17 protein-coding genes are annotated in these 14,715 nt (G+C 61.8%); 12 read left to right on the plus strand and 5 right to left on the minus strand.

Annotation, left to right across the window (positions count from 1 at the left end; translation table 11 throughout):
• Nucleotides 1–34: 34 nt before the first annotated feature.
• The 6 genes from AC04PT_RS07000 (at nucleotide 35) to AC04PT_RS07025 (ending at nucleotide 6,431) form a co-directional block, all read left to right on the plus strand.
• Entirely contained in the window at nucleotides 35–1,600 is a 1,566-nt protein-coding gene (locus AC04PT_RS07000; RefSeq protein ID WP_482872894.1) for an ABC transporter substrate-binding protein, read from the plus strand.
• A 132-nt stretch (nucleotides 1,601–1,732) separates the two neighbouring features.
• Nucleotides 1,733–2,248 carry a cupin domain-containing protein gene (locus AC04PT_RS07005; protein WP_482872895.1) on the plus strand — a complete coding sequence of 172 codons (516 nt, stop codon included), beginning with the start codon at nucleotides 1,733–1,735 and terminating at the stop codon, nucleotides 2,246–2,248.
• A 146-nt stretch (nucleotides 2,249–2,394) separates the two neighbouring features.
• A complete protein-coding gene (locus tag AC04PT_RS07010) occupies nucleotides 2,395–3,375 on the plus strand; it encodes an ABC transporter permease (protein WP_482872896.1) in 981 nt (326 codons plus the stop codon).
• Nucleotides 3,375–4,340, plus strand: coding sequence for an ABC transporter permease (locus AC04PT_RS07015; RefSeq protein WP_482872897.1), 966 nt, complete (start codon nucleotides 3,375–3,377; stop codon nucleotides 4,338–4,340). Before AC04PT_RS07010 ends, AC04PT_RS07015 begins: the two co-directional genes overlap by 1 nt.
• A 145-nt stretch (nucleotides 4,341–4,485) precedes the next feature.
• The gene (locus AC04PT_RS07020; protein ID WP_482872898.1) at nucleotides 4,486–5,463 is read left to right on the plus strand and encodes an ABC transporter ATP-binding protein; all 978 of its coding nucleotides are present in this window, start codon (nucleotides 4,486–4,488) and stop codon (nucleotides 5,461–5,463) included.
• Nucleotides 5,463–6,431: an ABC transporter ATP-binding protein gene (locus tag AC04PT_RS07025; RefSeq protein WP_482872899.1), complete on the plus strand. Its 969-nt coding sequence runs from the start codon at nucleotides 5,463–5,465 to the stop codon at nucleotides 6,429–6,431. Before AC04PT_RS07020 ends, AC04PT_RS07025 begins: the two co-directional genes overlap by 1 nt.
• A gap of 52 nt (nucleotides 6,432–6,483) precedes the next feature.
• Here AC04PT_RS07025 and AC04PT_RS07030 read toward each other — a convergent pair whose 3' ends face one another.
• A complete protein-coding gene (locus AC04PT_RS07030) occupies nucleotides 6,484–7,581 on the minus strand; it encodes a PRC-barrel domain-containing protein (protein WP_482872900.1) in 1,098 nt (365 codons plus the stop codon).
• Nucleotides 7,582–7,792: 211 nt separating this feature from the next.
• On the opposite strand from AC04PT_RS07030, the gene AC04PT_RS07035 reads away from it, so the two are divergent.
• Together AC04PT_RS07035 and AC04PT_RS07040 are read left to right on the plus strand one after the other, a co-directional pair.
• Nucleotides 7,793–7,978 (plus strand): PLDc N-terminal domain-containing protein, encoded by a 186-nt coding sequence (locus tag AC04PT_RS07035; protein WP_482872902.1) that lies wholly within the window; start codon nucleotides 7,793–7,795, stop codon nucleotides 7,976–7,978.
• 2 nt (nucleotides 7,979–7,980) lie between these two features.
• Nucleotides 7,981–9,006: a YihY/virulence factor BrkB family protein gene (locus AC04PT_RS07040; RefSeq protein WP_482872903.1), complete on the plus strand. Its 1,026-nt coding sequence runs from the start codon at nucleotides 7,981–7,983 to the stop codon at nucleotides 9,004–9,006.
• A 258-nt stretch (nucleotides 9,007–9,264) separates the two neighbouring features.
• On the opposite strand, the gene AC04PT_RS07045 is transcribed toward AC04PT_RS07040, so the two are convergent.
• Nucleotides 9,265–10,356: an AI-2E family transporter gene (locus AC04PT_RS07045; protein WP_482872905.1), complete on the minus strand. Its 1,092-nt coding sequence runs from the start codon at nucleotides 10,354–10,356 to the stop codon at nucleotides 9,265–9,267.
• A 105-nt stretch (nucleotides 10,357–10,461) separates the two neighbouring features.
• On the opposite strand from AC04PT_RS07045, the gene AC04PT_RS07050 reads away from it, so the two are divergent.
• Complete coding sequence (locus AC04PT_RS07050; protein ID WP_482872906.1) at nucleotides 10,462–10,671, plus strand: CsbD family protein; 210 nt, start codon at nucleotides 10,462–10,464, stop codon at nucleotides 10,669–10,671.
• 83 nt (nucleotides 10,672–10,754) lie between these two features.
• Nucleotides 10,755–12,416 carry a mechanosensitive ion channel family protein gene (locus AC04PT_RS07055; protein ID WP_482872907.1) on the plus strand — a complete coding sequence of 554 codons (1,662 nt, stop codon included), beginning with the start codon at nucleotides 10,755–10,757 and terminating at the stop codon, nucleotides 12,414–12,416.
• An 11-nt stretch (nucleotides 12,417–12,427) separates the two neighbouring features.
• Here the strand turns inward: AC04PT_RS07055 and AC04PT_RS07060 are convergent, their stop codons facing one another.
• Nucleotides 12,428–13,159, minus strand: coding sequence for a Crp/Fnr family transcriptional regulator (locus AC04PT_RS07060; protein ID WP_482872908.1), 732 nt, complete (start codon nucleotides 13,157–13,159; stop codon nucleotides 12,428–12,430).
• Nucleotides 13,160–13,261: 102 nt separating this feature from the next.
• Between AC04PT_RS07060 and AC04PT_RS07065 the strand changes: the two genes are divergently transcribed.
• Entirely contained in the window at nucleotides 13,262–13,651 is a 390-nt protein-coding gene (locus AC04PT_RS07065) for a hypothetical protein (RefSeq protein ID WP_482872909.1), read from the plus strand.
• A gap of 3 nt (nucleotides 13,652–13,654) precedes the next feature.
• On the opposite strand, the gene AC04PT_RS07070 is transcribed toward AC04PT_RS07065, so the two are convergent.
• Both AC04PT_RS07070 and AC04PT_RS07075 read right to left on the minus strand, forming a co-directional pair.
• Nucleotides 13,655–14,017 (minus strand): phage holin family protein, encoded by a 363-nt coding sequence (locus AC04PT_RS07070; protein ID WP_482872911.1) that lies wholly within the window; start codon nucleotides 14,015–14,017, stop codon nucleotides 13,655–13,657.
• A gap of 3 nt (nucleotides 14,018–14,020) precedes the next feature.
• Entirely contained in the window at nucleotides 14,021–14,356 is a 336-nt protein-coding gene (locus tag AC04PT_RS07075; RefSeq protein WP_482872912.1) for an ElaB/YgaM/YqjD family protein, read from the minus strand.
• 179 nt (nucleotides 14,357–14,535) lie between these two features.
• Here AC04PT_RS07075 and AC04PT_RS07080 point away from each other — a divergent pair, with 179 nt between their 5' ends.
• Nucleotides 14,536–14,706, plus strand: a complete 171-nt coding sequence (locus AC04PT_RS07080; protein WP_482872913.1) for a DUF1328 domain-containing protein — start codon at nucleotides 14,536–14,538, stop codon at nucleotides 14,704–14,706.
• The last annotated feature ends 9 nt before the right edge of the window (nucleotides 14,707–14,715 follow it).

Genomic DNA, 14,715 nt, shown 5'->3' on the forward strand with positions numbered 1-14,715 from the left:
TACCCTTGGTCAAACCAACAGGGGAGATACCGACATGCAACGTGTGATAAGCGCGGTCGCGCTGGGGGTGGCTTTGGCCGCGCCCGCCGTGGCCGAAGACTTCAAGTGGGCAGTCACCACCGATCCGCAGACCATGGACCCGCACGCCACCAATTCGGCCCCGGTGCTTGGCTTTCTCAACAATGTCTACGAAGGCCTCGTGCGGCGCGGCAAGGACATGTCGGTCGAGCCGGCGCTGGCAACGAGGTGGGAACCCATCGGCGAGGGCGAGGGCTGGCGTTTCACCCTGCGCGAGGGCGTCACCTTTCACGACGGTGCCACTTTCGACGCCGCGGATGTCATGTTCTCGTACGAGCGCGCCTCGAGCGAAGAGGCCGACACCCGCAGCTGGTTCGCGCCGGTTTCGGAGGTGAAGGTGGTCGATGACTATACCGTCGATTTCATGACCTCTGCGCCGAACCCGCTGTTCCCGTCGTCCATCGCCAACTGGATGATCATGGACAGCGGCTGGGCCGAAGCAAATGACACCACCCGCCCCGACAAGGAAAACGGCAACCACGCCACGCTGAACGCCAATGGCACCGGCGCGTTCATGGTGACCTCGCGCGAGCCCGGCCTCAGCACCGTGCTGGAGCCGTTCGAGAACTGGTGGGGTGAGGCCGAGCACAATATCACCCGCGCCGAACTGACGCCGATCCAGAACCCGGCCACCGCGCTGGCGGCGCTGCTGTCGGGTGACGTGGACTTCATCAACCCGGTGCCGATCCAGGACGTGGCGCGGCTGAAGGACAATCCCGATGTCGAGGTGATCCAGGGCATCGAGGCGCGGGTCATCATGCTGGGTTTCCCGCATGAGGCCGAGACGCTGAAGTATTCGTCCGACACCCCCGACGCCAACCCCTTTGCCGATGCCAAGGTGCGGTTGGCGGTGCAGTACGCCATCAACGTGCCGGCGATCCTGCAGACCACCATGCGCGGTAATGCCGAGCCGGTGAACCAACTGGTGAGCTCGGCGATGAACGGCTATTCCGAGGCGCTGGCAGATGCGCCCGCCTACGACCCGGTCAAGGCGCGCGAATTGCTGGCCGAGGCGGGCTATCCCGAGGGCTTCTCTTTCGGCTTCAAATGCCCCAACGACCGCTACCTGAACGACGAATCCGTTTGTCAGGCGGTGACGGCGATGCTGGCCCAGGTCGGATTGAATGCCACGCTGGAAGCGATGCCGGTCAACAACTACTGGCCGGAACTGCGGGCCGACAACTACGACATGTACCTGCTGGGCTGGTCGCCGGGAACCTTCGACGCCGAACACCCGATCCGCTTCCTCGTCGCCACGCCGAACGAGGAGAAGAAACTGGGAAGCTGGAACTTCGGCGGCTTCTCGAATGACCGCATCGACGAGCTGCTGCCGATGATCCAGTCCGAGATCGACGAGGAAAAGCGGCAGGCGATGGTCGACGAGGTCACGCAGATCATGGCGGACGAGGTGGCCTATGTGCCGCTTTACGTGCAGCCGCTGGTCTGGGGCGCGCGGTCCAACATCGAGCTGACGCAGCGGCCGGACGACTTCTTTATCCTGCGCTGGGTGACAGTGAACTGAGGCCGCATTTCGCGAGATGAAGGATTTGTAGTATTGTCCCTCCATTTACCAATTGGAGGGACAATTATTATGTTGGCCGTCGGTGCGAAAGTTTCAAATCCCAGGTCGGGAACGGAGTTCGAACTTCTCGACATGAGCGACGACGGATTCGTGATGCGTTACACGATGAACCAACCCTCGGCCGCGCCGGATTTTGCCGAGCATTTCCATCTTGGTTGGCACGAGGACTTCAAGGTTCTGTCCGGATCGGGCAGCTACCGGCTGGATGGCAAGGAGGGCAAGGTCAAGGCCGGCGACACGATCGCAATGCCAGAGCGGGTCAAGCATATACACCCGATGAACACGTCGTCCGAGCCGATGGTCATGGAGCATCACGCAAGGATCACCGGGCACGATCCGTCGGTCGTGCGGGACACGTTGGGCTTTTTCTTTTCCGTCTTCGACTGGGACCGGGCGGGCCGGATCAAGCTGGATAGACTGGGCCTGCCACGGCATCCTATGAAATTCGCCGCAGCCGGCCGGTTGTTGGGGCGCGCCGGCGGCTACGATGCACGCATCCCGAAGGGTGCAGCGGATTTTGCCGGGGCCACCGTCGGACGGCTGGCGGAGATGCTGGGCTACGACATGATTGATCCGAAGTGGCGCTGATCCACGCCGTCCTCAACCGGGGGTAGGCCGCCGAGTCCGCGCGGTCGCATCACGTTTCCGGGCGTCGCGACGTAACGTCACGACAGCGGCGCGTCGGGCGCCCTTTTGACCTTGACGCCCCAGACCGCCCGTTATCTTTTGGCGCCATGCTAGCTTTCATCATCCGCCGCGTCGGCCAGTCCATTCTCGTGCTTCTGGTGGTCGGCCTCGTGGCCTTCTCCATGTTCAATTTCGTCGGCGATCCGATCGACAACATGCTTGGTCAGGAGCGCACCGCCGAGGATATCGCGCGGTTGCGCGAACAGCTTGGCCTCGACCGGTCCTTCGTGGTGCAGTACGTCAAGTTCCTGCAGGAGGCCGTGCAGGGCAATTTCGGCGTCAGCTACAGGCAGGGACGTCCGGTCACTGACATCTTGCTTGAACGCGCCCCGGCGACGCTGGAACTGGCGGCGGTGTCCGGCATCCTTGCCATCGTGTTCGGCATCGCGCTGGGCGTCTTCACCGCGATCCGCCGCAACGGCGTGCTGGCCAATGCGATCATGTCGGCGTCGCTGATCGGGGTCTCGCTGCCGACCTTCCTGATCGGCATCCTGCTGATCTATGTCTTCTCGGTCGAGCTTGGCTGGCTGCCCAGTTTCGGCCGCGGTGAGGTGGTCGAGATTGGCGGCTGGAAAACCGGTTTCCTGACCGAGAGCGGGCTGAAGGCGCTGATCCTGCCGTCGATTACGCTGGGGCTGTACCAGATGACGCTGATCATGCGGCTGGTGCGGTCCGAGATGCTGGAAGTGCTGCGGCAGGATTACATCCGCTTTGCCCGCGCCCGCGGGCTGAAGACGCGGGCGGTGAACTTCCACCACGCGCTGAAAAACACCATGGTTCCGGTGATCACCGTGATCGGCTTGCAACTGGGGGCGATCATCGCCTTCGCCATCATCACCGAGACCGTGTTCCAGTGGCCGGGCGTCGGGCTGTTGTTCATCAACGCGATCCAGTTCGTCGATATTCCGGTGATGGCGGCCTACCTGATGCTGATTTCGGTGATGTTCGTGGGCATCAACCTGCTGGTGGACATCCTTTACTACTTCATTGACCCGCGCTTGCGCGCGGACCGGACCGGAGGCCACTGATGACCGACAGGCCCGATATGCCCTCAGACGCGCCGCTTGCGCCGCCGCCGAAGTCGCGGATGCGCCTCGCGCTGGAAAGCGACGTCTTCTACACCTTTCGCCGATCGCCGGTGGCGGTGATTTCGGCGATGGTGGTGCTGATCCTCGTGCTCTCGGCGGTTTTCGCGCCGCTGATCGCGCCGACCAACCCGTTCAATCCCGCCTCGCTGAACCTGATGAACGGTTTCACCCCGCCGATGGAACCCAACGCCTTTACCGGGGACACCTTCCTGCTGGGCACCGACGACCAGGGGCGGGACGTATTCTCGACCATCCTCTACGGGATGCGGATCTCGCTTTTCGTCGGCGTCGCGGCGGTTGCCTTTGCCATGGTGCTGGGGATCACGCTGGGGTTGGTGTCGGGCTATATCGGCGGATGGCTTGAGACCATCATCATGCGCACCGCCGACGTGCAGTTGACCTTTCCTTCCATTCTTGTGGCCATGTTGATCTTTGGCATCGCCAAGGGGATCACTCCGGTGGAGTACCGCGACCAGATGGCGATCTGGGTGCTGATCCTCGCCATCGGCCTGTCGGACTGGGTGCAGTTCGCCCGCGTGGTCCGCGGGGCCACGCTGGTTGAGAAGAACAAGGAATACGTTCAGGCGGCGCGGCTGATCGGGCGCACCAAGGGGGCGATCATGCTGCGGCACATTCTGCCCAACGTACTGTCCCCGGTGCTGGTGATCGCCACCATTTCGCTGGCGCTGGCGATCATCGCCGAGGCGACGCTGTCGTTCCTCGGCGTGGGTGCACCGCCGACGCAGCCGTCGCTGGGCACGTTGATCCGGATCGGGCAGGGTTTCCTGTTCTCGGGCGAATGGTGGATCCTGTTTTTTCCCGCCGTGACGCTGCTGTCGCTGGCGCTGAGCGTGAACCTGCTGGGCGACTGGCTGCGTGACGCGCTGAACCCGAGGCTGCGTTGATGAACCCAGCGCAAGTCTTACCGCGTAACCACATCAGGTTCGCAGGGTGCGTCTGGCCGCGCTGCGAGAAGGATGATCGATCGCACCGAGGCGCCCACCCGCTGCAAAGCAAGGTGGCTGCATGCCTATCGAAAGGACAGCCGTCATGAGCGAAACAGTCCTCTCCATCCGTAATCTTTCGGTCGAAATCCCGACGCGTCATGGAATCGTGAAGCCGGTGGACAATGTGAGTTACGACATTGCTAGGGGCGAAATCCTTGGCGTTGTCGGTGAATCCGGCGCGGGCAAGTCGATGGCCGGCAATGCGGTGATCGGGTTGCTTTCGCCCCCGGCGCATATCGCCTCGGGCGAGATCTGGCTGAACGGCAAGCGCATCGACGGCTTGCGCGGTGAAGCGATGCGGCGGCTCCGCGGCAAGGAGATCGGCATGGTCTTCCAAGACCCGCTGACCTCGCTCAATCCGCTTCTGAGGATCGGCGATCAGCTGGTCGAGACCATGCGCACGCACCTTCGGATCAGCGAAAGCCAGGCCCGCAGGCGCGCTGTCGAAGCGCTGGAAGAGGTCGGCATTCCCGGCGCATCGGAGCGGGTCGATTCCTACCCGCACGAGTTCTCGGGCGGGATGCGGCAACGGGTTGTCATCGCCCTTGCGCTTTGTGCCGAGCCGAGCCTCGTCATCGCGGACGAACCGACCACGGCGCTCGACGTCTCGGTGCAGGCGCAGATCATCGCGCTGCTGAAGCGACTGTGCCATGAGCGTGGCACGGCTGTCATGCTGATCACCCACGATATGGGCGTGATCGCCGAGGCGACCGACCGGGTCGCGGTCATGTATGCGGGGCGGCTGGCCGAGCTTGGCCCGGTCGAACAGGTGCTGACCCGGCCGCAGCATCCCTACACCCACGGCCTCATGGCATCGACCCCGCTGGCCTCGGCCGGCAAGGCACGGCTGCACCAGATCCCCGGCGCGATGCCGCGTCTGGATGCAGTGCCCGACGGCTGTGCCTTCAATCCGCGATGCCCGCGCGCCACCGAGGTTTGTCGGACGCCACCGCCGCCCAAGGTCGAAAGCGGAATGGCCGCCTGTTGGCATCCCCTTGTCGAAGAAGAAAGGGTGCTCTGATGGCGCTTGTCCGGGTGAACAACCTCAGCCGCGTCTTCGACGTGTCCAAACCTTGGTTGAACCGTGTGCTCGAACGACGCGGCAAGGCCTTTCTAACGGCGGTATCGGAGGTCGATTTTGAGGTGCCGGAGCGGTCCACCTATGCGTTGGTGGGCGAAAGCGGATCGGGCAAGTCGACCATTGGCAAGATGCTGGTGGGACTTCTGCGTCCCTCGGATGGCATGGTTGAGATCGAGGGTGTCGACCTGGCCACCGAAACGGACGAGGCCAAGGTGGATGCGATCCGGTCCGACATCCAGATGATCTTTCAGGACCCTTTCGCCTCACTCAATCCGCGTTGGCGCGTCAAGGACATCATCGTGGAACCGGTGGCCGCGCGCGGCGGCAAGACGGAGGGGCTTGCGGAGAAGCTGCTGGAGCAGGTCGGGCTGTCGGTTAAGGACGCGGGCAAGTTCCCGCACGAATTCTCGGGCGGTCAGCGCCAGCGGATCTGCATCGCGCGGGCGTTGGCCAGCGAGCCGCGGCTGATCGTCTGCGATGAGCCGACCTCGGCGCTCGATGTCTCGGTGCAGGCGCAGGTGCTGAACCTGATGAGCGACCTGAAGGATGATTTCGGGCTGACCTATGTCTTCATCAGTCACGATCTGACCGTGGTGCGGCACATGGCGGACATGATCGGTGTGCTGTACCTAGGGCGGCTGGTGGAAGAGGCTGCGCCGGAGGACCTGTTCAGCGCCCCGAAACATCCCTATACGAAAATGCTGCTCGAAGCGGCGCCCAAGATGGATGGTTTCGGCCGTGAGGTCCAGCCGCCCGAAGGCGAGATACCCGATCCGATCAATCCGCCGTCCGGCTGCGCGTTTCACCCGCGCTGCCCGCTGGCGCAGGACATCTGCACCCGCGAACGGCCGAGGCTGCGCGAGGTCGGCGCGTCTCGTTCGGCCTGTCATTTCGCGGAAGAGGTCTAGAAAAAAACCGGGCTCCGAAGAGCCCGGTTCTCACTCGCTAATTGAGGGAAACTTAGTATTCCCAGGAGTCTGCCGACTTCATCTCTTCTTCGGTGTAGGCCGTCGAGGCGACCAGAGAACCGTTTTCGTCACGACCGATTTCGATTTTGTCGAACGACAGGGCGACGGGCTTCTCGCCAATGCCGAGGAAGCCGCCGACGTCGACGATCACGGCGGTGATGCGTCCGTCCATGCCGACGACAAGGTCCGAGATCTCGCCGATGTCTTCACCCGTGCCGTCATAGACGTTCAGGCCGTCGAGGTCTTCGGCGGTCATGAAGTCACGACCCGCAGCGTCCGAACGTTCCATGTCTTCGTCGACGACATTGGCTTCGCGGTTCTCTTCGGTCTCTTCCATGGCCTCTTCGTTCTCGGCCATGTCAGTTGTCGACGCATCGGTGGCAGCGTCGGTATCGCCGGTGATCACGACGGTGTCGGACTCCTCGGTGGGGTTTTCCGTTTCGGTGACGTCTTCGGATTTCTCCATTTCGGCGTCGCCGGTCACGGACTCGGCTTCGGCTTGCTCGGTCACCGCAACGGTGTCGACGCGTTCACCGTCTTCCATCTCGGCCTGTTCGCCACGGTCACCATAGAAGGTCCAGCCTTCGTCGCGGGTCATGTCACGATCAAGCTCGTCCTGCTCTTCCAGAGCGGCACGGTCGCCGGTGTAGACCACGAAGTATTCCTCTTCGTCGCCTTCTTCACGCACGAACTTCAATTCGTCCATCGAGGTCGAGATTTCTTTCTCGCCCAATCCGAGGAAGCCACCGGCGTCCAGCACGACAGATTCGATCTGACCGTCTTCGGAAATGATCACATCACCGATTTCGCCCACGTCTTCCCAATCGGCGTCGGGCTCTGCCATGGTGTCACCGATTTCGGCTTCTGCATTGGCTTCGCCGCGCACGTAGACGCGTTTGCCAAGCAGGTCCGAAGCGTTGATGGTCAGGCCGTCAACTTCTGCCATCGGTTCCATCGAGGCATCGGTGTTCATTTCAGTGGAAGCAGTGGCTTCCATCTTGGTGCCATCGTCGGCTGCGACATGCGATTCCGCGAATGCGGCCGAGGCGGTCAGGGCAACAAGCGCGGTCGTTGCGAGGATGCGTTTCATAACGTGTTTCCTTCCTGGTTCATTCATTGCGCCGCAGTCGTGCGGCGCCACAGCAGACCAACCGGCAGGTGACCAATTGGTTTCCAACCTGCCTGAAAATAGATTTCCGATTCGGTGCGGAACCGGTAACGTATGCTGTGCGTTTACAAGGGCTTGCTGTGCGCGTTCCGCCGCGGCGGCCACAGCCCGGCTGGCAAGGAGACCTCGACTGATGTTGGAAATAACTGGCCTTGGCGGCCTTATCCTTTTGATCCTCGATCTCTGGGCCATCATTTCGGTCGTCGGATCGCGTGCGGGCACCGGCAAGAAGGTCCTTTGGGTAGTGCTGATCCTGATCCTTCCGCTCTTGGGCTTCATCATCTGGCTGATTGCGGGTCCGCGGGCTTCCAAGGATTGAGCGTGGCCGAAACCGAAAAGACAGCGGCACAAGCGTCGTCGCCCGCCGAGTTCGGGATGCGCATCTGGTGGAAGGTAGCGAAACGGGTCCTTGCGGAGTCCGATGCCCGCAATTTGGGCCTTATCTCGGCGGGGGTCGCGTTTTACGCGATGCTGTCATTGTTCCCCGGTATCGCCGCCGTGATCTCGATCTGGGGGTTCATCGCCGACCCGGCGACCATTGCCGGCCAGCTCGACATGGCAGAGCGTCTGGTGCCCGAGGCGGCCTTCCTGATCGTTGAGGACCAGATCGCGGTGCTGATTGCATCGAACGACTCGACCCTGCAATTGACCAGCCTCTTGTCGATCCTCGCCGCGCTCTGGACTTCCCGGCAGGCGGTGGCGGCGTTGATCCGCGGGTTGAACGCGGTCTATCGCGAGAGCCATCGCACCAACCCGATCGTGCGATACGCTATGGCGGTCGGGCTTACGGCGCTGTTGGTTGGGGTGGCACTGTTTGCCTTTGCTGCCGTGGTCATGGTTCCGGTGATCCTTGCCATCGTGACGGTGCCGGTCGGGATCGAGCTGCTGATCACTTCTATGAAGTGGGTGATCCTGTTGAGCGTCTTCCTGTTCTGCGTCGGGCTGCTTTATCGCTATGGTCCCAATCGGCGCGGCGCTCGCGTGTCCTGGCTGACGCCGGGCGCGTTGTTTGCGCTTTTGACCTGGACGGTGGGATCGGCGGCATTCTCGATCTACCTGCGCAATTTTGGTTCGTTGAACGAGGTCTACGGATCCATCGGTGCGGTGGTGGCGTTGCTGCTGTGGTTCTACATCAGTGCCTATGTGGTGCTGCTGGGCGCGCTGCTGAATGCCGAGCTTGAGCTTCAGACCGCGCAGGATACCACCGTCGGACGCGACCAAGCCCCCGGCCAGCGCAATGCTTTCGTCGCCGATCACGTCAAGACACCTGACGATGGCGTGCGCCTTGCGCGCCATGGCGAAAATCCCGCGGATGAGGCTGTCGAAGAGACCGAAGAAAATATTTGAAAAAAGTTCGGAACAGCGGGAACCAATTCGCGAACCGGGTGTTAACGAATAGATGACGCGCTGCGCGTCGACGATGTCCCGGGCTTGCATCCCTCATCTTTCCCCAAGCAAGCCCATAGCACCCCGCCTGTCCCTCGGGTGCCTGCCCCCGTCTGAAAAACGACGGGGGCCTTTTCTTGTCCAGCGTCTAAAACCGGGAGACGGACAAACCCGACGGGGATTACCCGTCGGGTCGTATGTCGTTGAATGGCTTGTACCTCAGCCCGCCTCGGCGGTCTTGGCCGAAGCTGTCGCGGGGGCGCCGGAATTCCTGGCGGCGTCCTTGTCGAAAACATCCAGCATCACCAGCGCAATGGCGAGAACGGGGATGGCGATGAAAGCGCCGATCGGGCCCCAGAGCCACAGCCAGAACACCAGCGACACGAAGATCAGCAGCGGGTTGACCGAAATGTGCTTGCCCACCAGAGACGGCGTCACGAATTGCGCCTCGATCATGTTCAGGCACAGGTAAATCAGGGGCGGTGCCATCACCATGAACCCGTCGAAGGCCACCAGACCGGCGATGAACAGGCCCACCGCCATTGCGATCGGACCAAGGTAGAGGATGAAGTTCAACGTTGCCGCCAGCAGTCCCCAGATGATCGGCGCGGGCAGTCCGATCAGGATCATCGCACTGCCAAGCGCCGCGCCGAGTCCGAAGTTGATCATTGTGATGGTGAGGAAATAGCGCGACACCAGCCGTTCGGCAGTGGTGAAGCGGCGCATGATGGTAAACGTGTCGGACGACGATCCAATGCGGCGCGACACCCAGATATAGATGCCCCGGCGTGTCAGCAGGAAGAAGAACAATGTGCCGAGGAAAATGAAGAACTGTGCAATGAAGACGGGCGCAAACAGCAACGCATCGGTCAGGTTGGGCATCACGCTTTCGCCCTCTTCCTCTGACGCGGTGCCATTATTTTCGGTGCCGAGCGCTTCCTCAACCTCGCGGTTGACCTCGTCCAGACCACGGATCACGGCGCGTACTTCATCCACCACCTCGCGCATCTCCAACTTGATGCGGGGCAGGGCATCGGCCACGCGCCAGATCACCGGCTCGACAAGGATTATGATGAGACCCAGCAGGATCATGCCGCTTAGCAGCACCAGCGAAGCGGCGAGCCCGCTGTTGAATCCGCGCCTGCACAACCAGTCGGTCAGGGGCGCCAGCATGACGCCTCCTACCGTGGCCAGCACGATGGGCGCGAAGATGTCTTCACCGATTTTGAGGACTGCGAAAACCATGACCACAGCGATCACGATAACTGCGGAACGGACGACCTGATCGCCTTGGAGGGGTGTGTTTTCCATGTCTTTGCAAACGTGACCTTCACGAATTTGTTCCCGTGCCGCTGACGGAACTTCCGCGGCGCGAAGGGCGTTGCCCGGATACACGACATTCGAAAGGAGAACGTCATGAACTGGGACCAAGTCAAAGGCCAATGGAAACAGATGAAGGGCAGCGCCAAAGAACAATGGGGCGAGCTCACCGATGACGAACTGGACAGGATGGAAGGCGAACGCGACCAGCTTGTCGGCAAGATCCAAGAGAAGTACGGCAAGACGCGCGAAGAAGCCGAGCGCGAAGTAGATGACTGGGGCCGTCGTCACTCCACCACGGTCTGATCATTTCGCGACAGGCGCCGGGAGCATTCCCCGGCGCCTTTTTCTTTTCAGGAACCATCAGTGCCGAAGCGCGTTCGGAACCCATGCTTCGCCTGCTTGGTCTTCTTTATCTTGTCTCCCTGTCCCTGATTGCCGTGCCTGTCGCTGCGCAGGACGAGTCACAGGCTTTCTACCACGTCGAAGCATTGAACGCCGGATTGGGTCCGAGGCCGGAGCCGGTGGAATTCGAGACACCGCGCGCCGCAGTCCGCAGTTTCATCGAGGCCGCCGACGCCGGACGTTTCGACGAGGCAGCGCACGCTCTTAACCTCAAATCCATCGCCGAAGACCAGCAGGCCCAGACTGGGCCGCTTCTGGCACGGCAGCTGTATCAGGTCATCAACCGCCGGGTCTGGATCGACTGGTCGGGGCTGCCGTCGCGCCCCGACGCGCTGGTGGAAGACGGGTCCGGCAACAACCCTCAGGCGGGCCAGGTGCGGCGCGATCTGGGGCTGAAGCTGTTCGAACTGGATGGACGCGCCTATGAGATTCGCCTGGGGCGGTACACCACCGACGGCGACGAACAGGCCGTTTGGATGTTCACCCCGCAGACGGTTGAGGACATTCCGGCGTTGCATGACGCCTTCGGTCCGCGTCCATTCGAACGGTTCATTCCGGGCGCGATGAAGCGCGAGGTCGCCGGGCTTCGGCTGTGGGAATGGATCGCGATGCCGATCATGCTGACAATGCTGGTTGCGTTGGGGTGGATCGTACACAACGGCGTCGACTGGATTGCGGCGCGACTGGAGAACCGGTTTCTTCGCACAGCGTTCTCCAACGCCGGATTTCCGCTGGCGCTGTTTGCCGTGGCGGTTGCGGCGCAGGTGGTGCTGGGATTGGCGATGTCCTTCTCGGGGCCAGTAACCAGCATCGTGCAGCCGCTATTGGTGATTGCCATGACCACCGGTGCCGGGATGGCCGCACTGCGAGTGGTGGACGCGGTGCTTGACCGGATCACCCTGCGCTATATCGGTGAGATCGACGACGCCCGGAACCTCGACAAGCGCGAACTCTATACCTCGATCTACGCATTGCGACGGGTGATCGTGTTGTTGATGGTTGGTTTCGCGCTGATCTTCATTCTCATGCGGCTGAACCTCTTCGAGTCGCTGGGGATCACGCTGCTGGCCTCGGCCGGGGTGCTGACAGTATTGCTGGGGATCGCGGGGCAGGCGGTGCTTGGCAACATCCTTGCCTCGTTGCAGATCGCGCTGGCCAAGCCTGTGCGCATCGGTGACAGCGTCGAATTCGAAGGAGACTGGGCTTATGTCGAGAGTATCTTCTACACCTTCATGCGCCTGCGCACTTGGGACGAGCGCAGGATCATCGTGCCGGTGAAGTATTTCGTGTCAAAACCTTTCGAGAACTGGTCGGTCAAGGATGCGCGGATGATGAAGACGATCAAGCTGACGCTGGATCACTCCGCTGATGTGGACGCGCTGCGCGACAGGTTCATGAAGGTTGCCGAGGACACCGACGGCGTGATCGAACCCGATCAATTGTCATGTTTCGTCACCGATCACAGCGCCGAGGGGCAGGAGGTCACGCTCTATGTCATGACCCCGGACCCCTCGACCGGCTGGGAGGTCGAGATGCAGTTGCGCGAACGACTGATGGAGTTCATCCGCGCCGAGCATCCGGAGTGGTGGCCGCGCGAGCGGATCCATGGACGCGGCGACAAGGATGCAGCCGTCATCTCGGACTGACAAGCCTCAAGTCACATCAGAGGGCGCTTTTCCGGGGCGTAGGTCGGCGGCATGTGCGCCACTTTGCACAGCGCCTCGTAGTCGTGAATGTCCAGCACCCCGTCGTGCCACTCGGCCAGCCCGTCCTGACGCAAGCGCTTGACCATCTTGTTGGTGTGCACAAGCGACAGGCCGATGGCATCGGCGAGGTCCTGCTGGCGATAGGGCAGCCGCATCCGTGCTTCCTTGGTCAGGCCCAGCGCGGCGGCCTGATCGAACAATTTCACGAAGGCACGGGCGACGCGCTCGATCGCCTCCATGCGGCCAATCACGGCAAGTGTCTCGCCCAGATAGTGCTCTTCGACCGCGGCGACCCATGTCAGGTCGAAGGCGCGGTCCGGGTGATCGCGGAACAGCGTCCAGAGGTTCTTGCGGTCGAAGACGCACAGCCGCATCCGGGTGGTGGCTTCGACCGAATGTTTCATCTGCTGCATCACACCGGCCTGAAGGCCGATGAAGTCGCCGGGCAGAACGAAGTTGATGACCTGCCGGTTTCCGTTTTCCAGCGTCTTGTAGCGCAACCCCATGCCTGTGAGCGCGGTGTAGAGCTGCGGCGAGCTCGAGCCCTCCATCATCAGCGTCGCGCCTGCCTCGACCTCGAGTTCGCCAACCTTGAACTTGGCCATGAAGGCGATTTCAGCCTCGGTCATCGGATCGAAGATTGGACGGCCGCGCAAGGGGCAGGCTGAACAATGTATTGCCAAAGTAAGTTGCTCCCGGCCGGCATTTATCTGTCGAACTATGTCACAGATTAATGCGCGACATCCAAATTAAATGCACAGTGGAATCTCTTAGGAGGGGATCGGATGTCTATTCACGGGTCAAACGACTCGTTTTCGGAGGTCATGCCTGTGCGTGTTTTCCTGTTGCTCGAGCATGATGCTCTTGTCGCTGAAGATATCGAAGGATCACTGAAAGCTGCCGGCGAATGCCGGGTCATTCGGGTCAAGCAACCGTCCGAAGTCGGCGCCCATGTGGCGGGCGAAGGGCGGATCACCGCTGCTATCCTGGGGATGCGTTATGCGCAGGTGGTGGATAGCGGCCTGCACCGCGATCTGGTCGATCGCGGTGCACATATCGTGCTCACCAAGGGTGAGGACGATTACGATCGGGTCCGCGACAGCGGCTGGAGCATGCTGGTCCGGCCGTTTTCGGACCTGATGATTCTCGACGCGCTGAAGGACACCGAGTACTAGGCGTCATTCCTTCTTGCTGCGGGCCTGGCGTCCCGCGGCAAGCCCCATCGCAAATCCTTCCGCCAATTGCACCAGAGGCTCGCGCGGGACCACCGGAGCCGGAGGCACCGCCGTTGCGGGCGGCACCGCGCCATAGCGGCGGGTGCGTGATCCGAACGCAAGGAAGATGATGCCAAGCAGAAGGTACAGTCCGCCGAGGACGGTATAGGCCACCAGCGGTCCCTGGCTCATGGCGATCAGATACCACAGCGCAACGGTCAGGAAGACTAGGCCAACGAGGCTGAAGACGATGCCGATGACGGAAAAGGCGGCGGCACGGGCGGCAAGCCGAGCGCGCCACTGGAGCGTCGTGAAGTAGGCTCTCACCGGTTATTTCCGGCCCGACATGAAGCCGAGCAGGAAGCCTATTCCGACGGCTAGCCCCATCGCGGCAGCCGGCTGCTGGCGCACGGCCTCGGCAGCCTGCTTGCCCAGATCCTCGGCCGTTGTCTGCGCTTCGGCGACCTTGCGCTCACCGGCAAGGCGCAGGTCTTCCGCCGTGCGCTTGGCAGTGCTGACGGCTGCGGCACTTGTCGAGCTTCCGAGGTTGGACAGGGTCGTGGTGATTCCCGCAATGTCCTTTTTCAGCGCAGCGATCTGTTGCGAAAGCTGCTCGATATCCTTCTCCGGCGTGGCGGCGGCAGTCGTCTTGGTGGCGGTGGCCATTATGTTTTCCCCTTTTGCAAACAGAGTCCTCGTAGAGATAACGCATCCCGGCGCCTTCGGTTCCCTTCGCTCTCAACCTCCTGAACTGACGGATTAAACGGGTCGTCCATGGGGAACCATGATGCGATCCGTCGGTTGACAGCCCAATCGTAACCGCAAACTTCACGAAGGAGAAAGCTATGCTTTATTGGGCATTACTATTCCTCGTCGTCGCCCTGATCGCAGGCCTCTTTGGTTTTGGCGGAATCGCGTCGGCCTCTGCCGGGATCGCTCAGATCCTGTTCGTCATCTTCCTGGTCCTGTTCGTCGCCGCCCTAGTGATGCGCGCCATGCGGGGTCGTGCACCCTGACGGGCGGAT

The sequence above is a fragment of the Litorisediminivivens sp. KMU-197 genome, from assembly GCF_056858395.1.

What these genes read in the sequence shown, in the direction of transcription:
- AC04PT_RS07000 (WP_482872894.1), top strand. Translation starts at nt 35, where the DNA reads ATGCAACGTGTGATAAGCGCGGTCGCGCTGGGGGTGGCTTTGGCCGCG.
- AC04PT_RS07005 (WP_482872895.1), top strand. Translation starts at nt 1,733, where the DNA reads ATGAGCGACGACGGATTCGTGATGCGTTACACGATGAACCAACCCTCG.
- AC04PT_RS07010 (WP_482872896.1), top strand. Translation starts at nt 2,395, where the DNA reads ATGCTAGCTTTCATCATCCGCCGCGTCGGCCAGTCCATTCTCGTGCTT.
- AC04PT_RS07015 (WP_482872897.1), top strand. Translation starts at nt 3,375, where the DNA reads ATGACCGACAGGCCCGATATGCCCTCAGACGCGCCGCTTGCGCCGCCG.
- AC04PT_RS07020 (WP_482872898.1), top strand. Translation starts at nt 4,486, where the DNA reads ATGAGCGAAACAGTCCTCTCCATCCGTAATCTTTCGGTCGAAATCCCG.
- AC04PT_RS07025 (WP_482872899.1), top strand. Translation starts at nt 5,463, where the DNA reads ATGGCGCTTGTCCGGGTGAACAACCTCAGCCGCGTCTTCGACGTGTCC.
- AC04PT_RS07030 (WP_482872900.1), bottom strand. Translation starts at nt 7,581, where the DNA reads ATGAAACGCATCCTCGCAACGACCGCGCTTGTTGCCCTGACCGCCTCG.
- AC04PT_RS07035 (WP_482872902.1), top strand. Translation starts at nt 7,793, where the DNA reads ATGTTGGAAATAACTGGCCTTGGCGGCCTTATCCTTTTGATCCTCGAT.
- AC04PT_RS07045 (WP_482872905.1), bottom strand. Translation starts at nt 10,356, where the DNA reads ATGGAAAACACACCCCTCCAAGGCGATCAGGTCGTCCGTTCCGCAGTT.
- AC04PT_RS07050 (WP_482872906.1), top strand. Translation starts at nt 10,462, where the DNA reads ATGAACTGGGACCAAGTCAAAGGCCAATGGAAACAGATGAAGGGCAGC.
- AC04PT_RS07055 (WP_482872907.1), top strand. Translation starts at nt 10,755, where the DNA reads ATGCTTCGCCTGCTTGGTCTTCTTTATCTTGTCTCCCTGTCCCTGATT.
- AC04PT_RS07065 (WP_482872909.1), top strand. Translation starts at nt 13,262, where the DNA reads ATGTCTATTCACGGGTCAAACGACTCGTTTTCGGAGGTCATGCCTGTG.
- AC04PT_RS07075 (WP_482872912.1), bottom strand. Translation starts at nt 14,356, where the DNA reads ATGGCCACCGCCACCAAGACGACTGCCGCCGCCACGCCGGAGAAGGAT.
- AC04PT_RS07080 (WP_482872913.1), top strand. Translation starts at nt 14,536, where the DNA reads ATGCTTTATTGGGCATTACTATTCCTCGTCGTCGCCCTGATCGCAGGC.